Source organism: Caldanaerobacter subterraneus (assembly GCF_004345675.1).
GTDB classification, from domain to species: Bacteria; Bacillota; Thermoanaerobacteria; order Thermoanaerobacterales; family Thermoanaerobacteraceae; genus Thermoanaerobacter; species Thermoanaerobacter subterraneus.
This window is the reverse complement of record NZ_SLWU01000041.1, coordinates 1-12080: the sequence shown is the minus strand read 5'-3', so window position 1 is coordinate 12080 and position 12080 is coordinate 1. Positions and strand designations below refer to the sequence as shown.

Annotated in this window: 5 protein-coding genes and 5 pseudogenes; 9 read left to right on the top strand and 1 reads right to left on the bottom strand. The window is 33.9% G+C overall.

The genetic code is table 11. The features are described from left to right. A pseudogene (locus EV203_RS12365) lies at positions 1-214 on the top strand (hypothetical protein); the annotation flags it as partial. A gap of 309 nt (positions 215-523) precedes the next feature. On the opposite strand, the pseudogene EV203_RS14240 reads toward EV203_RS12365, so the two are convergent. After that, positions 524-1945, bottom strand: a pseudogene (locus EV203_RS14240) (transposase). A 158-nt stretch (positions 1946-2103) separates the two neighbouring features. Between EV203_RS14240 and EV203_RS12355 the strand changes: the two are divergent. The 8 genes and pseudogenes from EV203_RS12355 to EV203_RS12320 all read left to right on the top strand — a co-directional run. Then, positions 2104-3852 (top strand): KAP family P-loop NTPase fold protein, encoded by a 1749-nt coding sequence (locus EV203_RS12355; RefSeq protein ID WP_132040817.1) that lies wholly within the window; start codon positions 2104-2106, stop codon positions 3850-3852. Between the two features lie 114 nt (positions 3853-3966). Then, complete coding sequence (locus tag EV203_RS12350) at positions 3967-4713, top strand: hypothetical protein (RefSeq protein ID WP_132040816.1); 747 nt, start codon at positions 3967-3969, stop codon at positions 4711-4713. Between the two features lie 72 nt (positions 4714-4785). Then, positions 4786-6519: a DUF262 domain-containing protein gene (locus EV203_RS12345; RefSeq protein ID WP_132040815.1), complete on the top strand. Its 1734-nt coding sequence runs from the start codon at positions 4786-4788 to the stop codon at positions 6517-6519. A 27-nt stretch (positions 6520-6546) separates the two neighbouring features. After that, positions 6547-7607 (top strand): annotated as a pseudogene (locus EV203_RS14345) (DUF3387 domain-containing protein). 221 nt (positions 7608-7828) lie between these two features. After that, positions 7829-9185, top strand: a pseudogene (locus EV203_RS12335) (IS1380-like element ISTps2 family transposase). Positions 9186-9657: 472 nt separating this feature from the next. Beyond that, positions 9658-10812, top strand: coding sequence for an ImmA/IrrE family metallo-endopeptidase (locus tag EV203_RS12330; protein WP_132040814.1), 1155 nt, complete (start codon positions 9658-9660; stop codon positions 10810-10812). A 2-nt stretch (positions 10813-10814) separates the two neighbouring features. Continuing rightward, positions 10815-11327, top strand: a complete 513-nt coding sequence (locus tag EV203_RS12325) for a DUF4411 family protein (RefSeq protein ID WP_132040813.1) — start codon at positions 10815-10817, stop codon at positions 11325-11327. A 526-nt stretch (positions 11328-11853) separates the two neighbouring features. Next, positions 11854-12080, top strand: a pseudogene (locus tag EV203_RS12320) (hypothetical protein); the annotation flags it as partial.

Here is a 12080-nt window from a genome sequence, read left to right as displayed (position 1 = left end):
GGTTGTCTATGCAGGAGATAAGCATATTTCAAGCACAGTTTTTTGGTTTAATCCAGCAACAACCATAGAAATTGTGAACAAAGCAATGGAAGCAGCTTTGGAAGAGTTAAATAAACGTGGTGTAGAAAAAATCGTAGTGATAGAAGAAATGGTTCCTTTTGAGACCTCATGGGAAGGCGAGGGACTTTTACTGCAGATACCTGAGGATTGGTAAACAAAAATCGTGGAAACAGAACTAAAAACAAATTTTTAAAAGAAAAGCAGGAATTTTAGGGATAAATGTGGAATTATTCATCTAAAATATAAACTGATTTATCTTAAAATAGGTGATTGCAAAATGAAGTAAATATCAAAGTAAAAAAGTTACATTATTAGGGGTAAAATAGGAAAATTACATGTTAATTTAAGACTCAAAGTAAAAAAAGAGAAATGGAAGAAAGATACAAATCCCCAAAAGACAAAACTTAACACACCTTTTTAATGTAAAAAGGTGACAAACGAATCAAACCATAAGAACAAGTCATCAAGCCAAAAGTTTTTTCAAAGATAAAGGATGTTCAAAAGTACCAAGCTTTGCAGTAATAATTAAACCAATATGTTGAGTGATAGTCCCAAGAAAAACATCAGCTTTGATAGACCTGGTATTTATGAGTTTAAAGCTATCAACAGCGATAGAACTTTTTAAAAGGGAAATAGATTTTTCAATAATAGGGCGTTTTTCATAAAGTTTGGACCACTTTTTAGAGTTACGAGGGACAACAGTATTTTTTCTAAAATCAATGTCAAGGGTAGTATAGAATATTCTGCCGCATTTAGAAGGAGTACAGGGGTTATCACATTGAAGGATATAAGTAGTTTTACCATTTAGTCTAACTTTTTTGGACATAGGGCAAAGCCATTTAATTCTGGTAGCTCTACCTTTTTCCCGGACGATGCCATCATAGGACATTTTAAGAGAAGGGTCACGGGGGCAGGTAGGGATACCATCAGAGTTAAAAGTAGGCTGAGGTAAGTTTTTAGAATTTCGAGGGTTAATAGGGATAATAGGTAATTATGCCATGCTCTGAGAACAAGTATTTGTAATTATCAAAAGAATCAAACCCAGCGTCACCTAAGAAGTATCTATAAGAGAAATTAGGATGCAAATTAAAGAATTCCTTAGGAGAAGGGATTAAAGTTTTAGAATCGTACAAATCTTTAGACTCGGCAGCAGATTTAGCAGTATTGACATCTAAAGAATCATCGTCATAGAAACTAATATGCTGAATAATGCCTAAGCCATTAGTGAGAATGGTAGCTTTGATAGAGTAACAATAATGCCCATTAATATAAGAGAATTTAGCATCAGGATTAGAGTGAGCAAACTTAGGCATTTTAGAACAAGCATAAGAGTGGGTATCAAAATCAGGATTAGATTTAGAGAACTTTTTAATATTTCTATAAAGGGAATCAAAGAACTTAGGATTATTTTCTCTGACATAAGGTTCAAAGCCAGTAGTATCAGCGATGAGGATATTAGAAAGTGAAGGATTAATAGCCTGACAAATAGGCTCAGTTAAATTAACAAGATTATTGAAGAAATTCTCCAAATCTTTGAGGAAAATGGATTTAAATCTAGAGAATTGAGAAGGATGAGGGACTCTTTTAAAGCCACAAAGCTCTCTTAATTCTTTAGATAGTTTAAGAGCATGGACAAGGAGTTGAACAGTAGGGATAGAGAGAATTTTTTGGATAAACAAAGCAGTGAGCATAGATTCAAGAGAAAAATCTCTATGACGTCCAAAGTGGGAATAATAGTGGGCATAAAAAGAAGATGGAATAAGTTCAGATAAATCAACAAAAGATTCAAAGAGTTTAATAAACTTGGGTTTATCTTCTTCAAAGAAGGCTTGAACATCATGGTAAATATCGGAGAGAGAGATATTTGTTTAGCTTTGATTTTCATAGAATTTCCTCCATTTCTTTTTGGGTTTGGTTCTCTATATAAATTCGACAAAAGTGGAGGAATTCCTTTGAAAATATACAGCAGAATCCCTTAGTTCATAAGGATTTTGGGATTCTGCAAAGACCTAAAAATTTTAAGTAAAAAGGAGGAGGCAATGCATGATAAAAAGTTATCCTGATATTCCGATTGAAAGGGATGAGGATGATTTATTAGGCATATCAATTTTTGTAGACTCCCTTTCTGAGTTTATTTTAAAATGTACAACTCCTATGACCATAGCTATTCAGGGAGACTGGGGCAGTGGTAAAACTTCTATTATGAACATGATAAAAAGAAGAATAGAGAAAAATGTGATAACAGTTTGGTTTAACACATGGCAATACTCTCAATTTAAAATGGCTTCTGAACTCCCAATTTCATTATTGTCTTACCTAATTGAAAAGATATCAGATGAGAGTGGCAAACAAAATATGCTTAATACTATTTCTAAGGTTTTGAAAAGTGCGGCACTTTTTACCTCGAAGGTTGTCGTGGAAAATTTAGCGGGAGAAACATTAGCAAATGTTGTTGGAAGCTTGGGTAGCAATCCCATGCTTGATTATGCGCGAGAAATTGACAACATTAAGAAAGAATTTCAATCTATTGTAGCAAAGAGGACTGAAAAAGAAGGGAAGGAAAGGGTTGTAATATTTATTGATGACCTTGATAGATTAGCCCCTGATGTTGCGGTGGAAGTTTTAGAGGTCTTAAAGTTGTTTTTAGATGTTGAAAAGTGCGTATTTGTTCTTGCAGTTGACTATGAGGTTGTTTCTCAGGGTATTAAGAAAAAATTTGGCGATATGGTCCCAGAAGAAAAGAGTAAAAGCTTTTTCGACAAAATTATACAATTACCATTTAGAGTTCCATTAGAATATTACCAGGTAGATAGATTTGTTGAAAGAACTCTTAATGATTGGGGGCTGAATGCTGACCAGAAAGAGATTGGAATTTATAAAGACCTTATAATAAACTCTATTGGAGCAAATCCGCGTAGTATGAAAAGACTTTTCAACTCCTTTCAGCTTTTAAAAGAAATTGCTGCCAAAAGAAGTTCAAATCAGCAAATTTCCAACAATACTTTGCGATTACTGTTTGCTATTTTGTGTATGCAAATGGTTCATGAGGATTTATATGTCTATCTGTTAAACCACAAAGATGAGTTTTTAGATGAAGGATTTTTTAATGTTGAAGATAGTAAATCTTTGGCATCAAAGATCTATGGTGAGAGTAGAGATTATGATGCAAAAAAAGCTGAAAAAATGTTTTCATTCTATGAAGCATTTTTAAAAGCTGCCCAGCTTGATGAAGATGAAAGCCTATCAGAGGAGGAGATACGGAATATTTATGAGATCCTAAACTTATCATCAATAACCTCTCACAGTGCTGTTGACTCAACTGAAGGACAGGACAGTTTTCTGCGATACATTTGTCGTGGTGTTGCAAAAGAGTTAGTAAATATTATTAACAAAAAAATTAGAAACGGTTTTTCCTTATATCAAGGAAGGAATTCTCTAGAGGCTCACTGTCAAAGGCAAATAAGCATAAATGATTTTATACTAACAATAGATTTTGAGATTATACCAAAAGATGATGGTTTGTGGCTAAAATTTAAGGTATTCAATTACAGATATAAGGATAAAAAATGGTTTGAGGAGAATTTTGATAAAATCTTCAATGGTTTGAATTATATAAAAGAGACTGAGAATCCTTCCTGTTTAATTGTTACATTGTTTAATGAAGCTATATTTGATAATGTTAAGACTTCAAAAATAGATTATTCGAAAATAGCAAAGTGTGCTTATGATAAGACATCAGAAACTCTTAAAGAAGTCTTGAGAAGATTAGATAGTTTAGCAAAAATAGAGTAAGATTGCGGAGTGTGGTTGTTTATGGGCAACTGTATTTATTGTGGCAAACCTGCAGGTTTTCTCAGAAAACGCCATCGAGAGTGTGAAGAAAAGCACAAAAATACTTGGAATGCAATGGTTTTTAAAGCTAAGGAAGCTGCACTTGGAATAGGTCAAATAATGAATTTGGAAAGAGAACTTCATGATTTAGCAAAAGAGGGCTATGTTTCACAAGATAAAGTAAAAGAGGCATTAATTTTGGGCTGGGAAGAAGCGGCTTTACATTTTTTGGAGGACGGCAATCTTGATGCGCAGGAGGAAGATAAATTGGTTGCATACGCTAATTATTTTGGTTTTACACAAGATGAGCTGGATAGAAAGGGAATATACATGCGTTTTGTGCAAGGGACAGTTTTACGTGATATATTAGAAGGAAAGGTTCCACAGCGTTTTAAAACGGTTGAGCCTTTGCCGTTTAATTTTCAAAAGAGTGAAAGTTTGATTTGGGCTTTTTCAAATGTGAAATATTACGAAAAGAGGACTCGAAGGGAATACGTGGGGGGAAGCCACGGTGTAAGTATTCGAATTGCGAAGGGAGTTTATTATAGAGTGGGGCAATTTAAGGGTTACCCGATTGAAAAAGAGGAGCAAGTCTACGTAGACACGGGAATATTGGCAGTTACCACAAAGCATCTTTACTTTTACGGCAAAATTAAAAGCTTCAGAGTGCCTTATTCTAAGATAGTTTCATTTACACCTTATTCAGATGGTATTGGAATCCAAAGGGATGCTGCAAGCGCTAAGCCCCAAACTTTCGTGACTGGCGATGGATGGTTTATATACAACCTTGTTGTAAACCTTGCAAAAGAACAGTTAGATTGAAAAGATTTGGATAAGTTATTTGTATGATTGGATTAATAACTGAATTTTTATATTTGAAAGGAGTAAAATATTATGTCATTTCAGACGCCGATTACTATATATGACGCTATAAAAAATATAAGTAGCAGGAAATATCTGCTTCCTGCGATACAAAGGGAGTTTGTGTGGAGTGAAGAACAAATAGAACGGCTTTTTGATTCAATTATGAGGGGTTATCCTATCGGTTCATTTCTTTTTTGGAAGGTTTCAAAGGAAAGCGTGAAAAAATATCAGTTCTACGAATTTATCTGCCACTATCATCAGGGTAAAAGCCACAACCAAAAAGCAGTTCTCATGGGGGATGAAGAGATAATATCAGTCCTCGATGGTCAGCAAAGGCTTACTTCGCTTTATATCGCTCTAAAAGGAAGTTACGCGTCAAAAGTTCCTTACATGCGGTGGAATAACCCTGCCGCTTTTCCGAAAAAATATCTCTATTTGAATTTACTTAAAGAAGCTGATGATGAAGATTTGAAGTATGATTTCAGGTTTCTTACCGAAGAAGATGCTAAAAAAAGAGATGAAAATACATTTTGGTTTAAGGTAGGGGATATTCTTAAATTTGATCCTAAAAAATCTTTTGAGTTACATAGATTTTTGGTCAACAATAATCTTAATAGCGATTTTGCAGGGGAATGCCTTTTTAGATTATCACAAGTTATATATGAAGAGCGATTGATTAATTATTATTACCTTGAAGAAGATCAAGAACTTGATAAGGTATTGAATATTTTTATCCGTGTAAATAGCGGTGGTACGCAGTTGAGCTATTCGGATTTGCTGCTTTCAATTGCTACTGCACAGTGGGATAAGAGAGACGCACGAGAGGAAATTATAAAGTTTGTAGATGAAATTAATAATATTGGAAGAAGATTTGCATTTAATAAAGATTTTGTTTTAAAAACATGCCTTGTCCTCAGCGATTTTAGTGATATCAGTTTTAAAGTTGACAATTTTAACGCTCAAAACATGGCAATTATCCAAAATAACTGGGACAAGATAAAGGAAAGCATAAGGACAAGCGTTGAATTAATAAATACGTTCGGATTTGATTATCAGACCTTGACTTCAAATAATGCGATTATACCAATAGCTTATTATTTGTATAAAAAAGGTCTAAATACTAGTTTTGTAACTTATTCAGATTTTAGGTTTGAAAGAGAAAAGATAAAAAAGTGGCTCCATATTGTTCTTTTAAAGCAAATTTTTGGTGGACAATCAGATAACATTTTAAGGATTATAAGAGATATTATAAGAGACAACTTAAATGGTTTTCCAGTTGACATTATGAAACAAAGGCTGAAAGGCACCCCCAAATCATTGGATTTTGGCGAAGATGAGGTAGAAAATCTGTTGGAATATGAATACGGCAAAAGATATACTTTTTCGGTTTTGGCTCTTTTATATCCCACACTGGATTATAACAATCTCTTTCATCAGGATCATATTCATCCTAAAAGCTTTTTTACGAATAGGGAAAAGCTCCTAAAATTAGGAGTAAAACCAGAAGATATTGATTTTTGCCTCGAAAATTATAATAAGATTCCAAATCTGCAACTTTTACAGGGCAATATAAATATGTCGAAAAGTGCAAAGTCATTCATCGAGTGGCTTGATGAAAACTATAAAGATGACATTGCCAAAAATCAATATAAAGATCTCCATTATTTGAGTGGATTAGATCTTTCTATTGTTAATTTTAAAGAATTTTTCTGCAAGCGTAAGCAGATGATGAAGGAGAAACTTATGCAAGTTTTAATGTCCTGAATAAAATGAGTGTAGTTTGCAGGAGTAGTGGGGAATTATATCGGCATTGCTGATGATTTAAAACAAGCCCTGGTAAATTACACCAGAGGCTCGGGCAAAGAATCTGCTACCTTACCCATCGATGAAGCAATAAGGATTATTCAGGAGGAGTACGACATTGTTTATTCATATTTCCACGGTATTGATTTTGCGAGATGGGAAGAAAAAAGCACAGAATATAAGCTTTTCCTTTCAAAACAGGCTATGGAGTTAATAAACAGAGATGAAACTATAAAGAAAGATTTTCTTAATCAATGCAGTGCTTTAAGCAAAGCTTTTGCCCTTGTTGTACCGCGAGAAGAGGCGATGCGTATTCGCTCCGATGTAGTTTTTTCCAAGCAGTAAGAAGTAATGCCGTCAAATACACTCCATCAAAGGGATTATCCGTTGAAGAGCTGGATAGTGCCGTAAAACAGATTATATCCGAGGGTGTTGCTGCGAGCGACAAACCAATTGATATATTCAATGCGGCGGGATTGAAAAAGCCAGATTTATCTATTTTAGGTGATTAATTTTTAGATAAGCTTATGGGGCAAGAAAATAAAAACTTGCAGATTGAGGTTTTACGCAAGCTACTAAATGATGAAATAAAAGCTAAGAGCAGGAAAAATCAGGTAAAGTATGCCTCTTTTAAGGAAATGATAGAAAGAGTTTTAAACCAATATCATAATCGTGCTATAACTTCTGCAGAGGTTATAAAACACCTTATAGATTTGGCAAAAGAAATGCAGAATATGGACAAACGGGCGAAAGAAATGAATTTAACTGAAGAAGAAATGGCCTTTTATGATATTGTATGTGTCAAGGGGAAGAGGCTATTTTTAAATGACGAAGAAGCAAAAGAAATTGCAAGAGAGCTGGTATGAATTATAAAAAGCAAAACCGAAGGGCAGTTAGATTGGACTATAAAAGAAAACATTAAGGCATCCATAAGGGCAACGGTAAAAAGATTGCTTTGCCGAAGAGGATTCAAAGATCAAGAAAAATTGGACAACATAGTAAGACTGGTCATTGAACAGGCTGTATATCTGTTTGAGGATGCAGCTTAATGAGTAATATTAGCAGGGTGGGATAACCGTTTTAAATGGAGGTATTCCATGAATTCTTTAACTTGGATTCGGCAAGTGAATTTACGAAATGCCCAAATAGAGCCATTTGATGGTTAAATTAAGTGAAAAATTTTTTACAAAAAATATATGGAGATTCCCCTTTTTCTGATAAAATTTAAGCGTCAAACAAAAACATTAACAGAAAGGAGAATCTCCATAATATGAGTTTAACACTTAATCTTCCAAAAGAAAAGGGGTTTTCAAAATATATTTTGCCAGCAACTTTTGACAATTTTACAGTATCAAACAATGTAACTTTCACCTATATCTAAGCATTTAAAGAAAAAATCGGCTTTAATAAAATTCTTTCAAGCATATTATCCTTTAAAAAAGCACCAAATGCTGTCTTTCAACCAGCCGAAATTATTGACTTTATGATTGATTCTGTAATTCAAGGGAATACTCGCTTTCTTCACATGGACCAACTAAGATATGATAATGCATACACAGAAATTAAAGGGCATAAAGTTCCCAGCGAAAAAGTATGCAGAGACTTAATTAAAGCTATGCCTGAAAGTTCTCTTGAAGAATTAAGACTTATTAACAAGACTTTGCTTTCCTTGCAATCTAAAGGAACGAAACGTGAAGTCATTATAAATTTTGACGATACAGTTTGTACTATATTTGGAGCGCAGGAAGGTGCCTCAGTAGGTTATAATCCAAGGTACCATGGTCGACCATCTTTCAAAGAGAAAATCGGCATTATTGCTAATACTCATGAACTTGTTAATGTTACTCTTGAAGAAGGTAAACATCACACAAATCATGGTTTCTTAGATTTTGTAAAATCTTGCGAAGAACAGCTTCCTGAAAATTGGATAATTAAGCGAGTACGCGTTGACCGTGGAGCATTTGATTACGATAATATGCTGTATTTTGAATCTAAAGGTTATGAATATGTAATGAAAGCTAAAAATCAGGCATGGATCAGATGCTTTATAGACTATGTCAATCAAAGAGAACACCTTTATCCTTGGACTGAAATAGATAAAACCTTTAGTGTAAATGAAATATATGCAAAAATGCCTAAATGGGATAAAGTACGCAGAATTGTGATTATACGCAAAAAACTGCCACAGCCCAAAACAGGGCAGATTTGTATGGATATAGACGAATTCAAATATGAATATCAAGCTTATAGTAACAAATATTGAGTACATGACACCTGAAGAAATATTTCATGAATACAACCAACGCTGCGACATTGAAAACAAAATAGATGAACTAAAAGAAGGATTTGCTTTTGATCAAAACAGTCAAAGAAACAAATTTTGCAACGAAATATTTTTGCTTATCAAAATGATCGCTTACAATCTCCATAATTGGTTCAAAAGGACTATCTTGCCAGAGTTTATGAGGCATCATGAGATAACCACAATAAGGCGAATATTATATAATGTACCTGGTAATCTTGTTGGGAAAGGACGTTATAGGCATATACGTTACCCTAATAATCCGTTTCTTAAAACTGTGATAACGTATATACGAAAAGCACTAATGGTATTTTGCTTAACATAAGTAAACACATAGAATATACCAAAAATATACCAAATGATAGAAACCGCCATATCAAGTAGACGGTTAGCTTTGCTATACCTTAAAAGGGTAAATTAACTGTAAAAAACGATATAGCTTTTATTCTTTCAATGCAAATATGCAGTTATCAAAGTGCAAGACTTATAACAAAACGCCGTTTTTTTACATTCATGGAAATTGAATTTTTAATTTGCTTGCTACTTGCCGAATTCAAATTAAAATACCATGTTAAGAGACATAAAAACATGATATAATAATTTTAAAGATTTTAAAGAAAAGAAAAAAGAAGAATGTAAATTATATGATTTTCGGTTTTTAAAATATAAAAAATATAGGCTATGGCTATCTTAAATACCACCTGCTGGAGTTAGCAAAGTCTGGAAGCGGACTATAAATACACCAATCGTCTACTCGTCTGCATGAGAGTTAATTAAAGACAAAAGGGAGGGATAAGATGCCCGCGATAAAAGTAGACATAAATCCAAAGGTTTTGCTTTGGGCTTTAAATAGATCTGGTAAGAGACTTGCAGTAGAAAAAAATTTCCCTAAAATTTATGAGTGGATAGAAAAGAAAAGTAAACCTACTTTTAGACAATTAGAGGAATTAGCCAAAGCAACATATACCCCACTTGGATATTTTTTTCTGGATGAACCTCCGGAAGATCAGTTACCTATCCCTTATTTCCGTACTATTAATGGAGAACCTATAAGTCAGCAACGATTCAGCCTTGATCTCATTGAAACTGTGCAAATGATGCAATTAAGACAAGATTGGATGCGTGAGTACTTGATTGAACTAGGTCAAGAACCTTTACCTTTTGTTAATTCTGCAAAGCTTGAAAGTAATCCTCACGAAGTTGCTCAAAATATTAGAAATACGTTGGGATTAAAAACAGGATGGGCAAGCCAATTGCCTAGCTGGACGGATGCACTAAAAGAGCTCCGTGATAGAATAGAAGATATAGGTATTATAGTGGTTGTGAATGGTGTTGTTGGGAATAATACACATCGGAAACTCAATCCTGAAGAATTTCGTGGTTTTGTACTAGTAGATGAATATGTCCCTCTGATCTTTATAAATGGAGCAGATGCAAAAGCTGCTCAAATGTTTACCATTGCACATGAATTAGCACATATATGGTTCGGAAGCAGTGCAGCTTTTGACTTAAGAGAACTTCAACCATCCGACGATAAAATAGAACAAATTTGCAATTTGGTAGCTGCAGAGTTTTTACTGCCTGAAGACGAACTGCAACGAGTTTGGCCTAAAGTAAAAAATGAACCTGAACCGTTCCAAACACTGGCAAAGCACTTCAAAGTGAGTGAAATAGTTGCAGCCCGCAGAGTTCTTGATATAGGTTATATTACTAAAAGTGACTTTCTTAAATTTTACAATGATTATCAAGCAAAAGAACGTTCTACTAATCACGGAGACAAAGGTGGCAATTTTTATAACACACAAAATATGCGTATTGGACGGCGCTTTGCAAAGGCGGTAATAACAGCTGTTAAAGAAGGTAAGCTTCTTCCTCACGAAGCTTATCAACTTACAGGACTTTATGGAACTGCCTTCGACAAATACGCAAAATACTTGGGATTAGAGGTGTAAAAATGACGAACTGCAATGTATACGTTTTAGATACTAGTGTTTTTATTACCGCCTCACGGTTTTATTACGCCTTTGACATAGCGCCAGCTTTCTGGGAAGCCCTAATTCAATATGCCAATAAAGGATATATAGTTACTATTGATAAGGTAAGGGACGAAATAGAGAAAGGAAAAGATAAGTTGGGAGATTGGGTAAAAAATGACTTTTCCAAGTGGATCAAATCTACTGGCGAAGAAGATGTTATCAATGCATACAGGGAGATAGTTAAGTGGTTAAATAGTTCTACACAATTTAAAGAAGCAGCCAAAGCACAATTTATGGCAGGAGCAGATGGTTGGATAATTGCATATGCGAAAGTTAAAGGTTATATAGTTGTTACTCAGGAAGTTTTTAATCCCGAAAAGAAAAACAAAGTCCCTATACCAAATGTTTGTAGTGAGTTCAATGTTTCTTATTCCGATACATTCCAAATGCTTCGTAGTTTAGGTATAAAGTTTACTTGTTATGATTCATAAAAATTAGAGAATTTTTGTGAACATACAGGAAGGCAGTGTGAATGGATTTTTAAAACAAACAATGAACAGCTAATTAAAACCGATTTTATTAGAATTGACAAGCGGTCAAAAATTACTAACGAGGAAAATGCTATAATGGTAAATGGTTATTTATTTAAAAAAATCGGAACTCCTTAAAAATTTTTAAATTTTTATAAAAAGTGGCAGACCCAAAGCCTGTGTTTTTTTGTTTGAGCTTTTTGTCAATAGTTGGGGTGGGTATTTTCTGAATACCTACCTTTAATTTCATTGATCATTTGATTATAGTAGGCATTTAAAATAAGTGCTCTATTTTTTAACGGTATTTTTTTATCTACCCCAAGGTTTATTGTAGAACGAAAAACTAATATAACCATATTCAAAAAGCAAACTTAAAACACCGAAACTTAGCTTGTTTCTCGGATTATAAACATAAAAATGGTTGATACTGTACACAAAAAAATTTTAAAATGTAATTAAAAGAGTCAAAAGAGGTAGGGAGCTAATAATGAGAAAAATAGTAAACAGAAAAGACAAGATTATAATCAATTATTCTCAATCCAAGGGCGGGAAACAGCGCAGTTTTAATCTGGTTTTTCCTTACATAAATGATACCGAAATTGATGTTGTATTAGTTGCTGAACAGAGCGATTCAGGAGAATGGAATCCTCTGAAGGCAATCATTGATAAAGAAGAGACAACAGCCGATGAAGAAGAAGCAGCAAAAGATCTTGC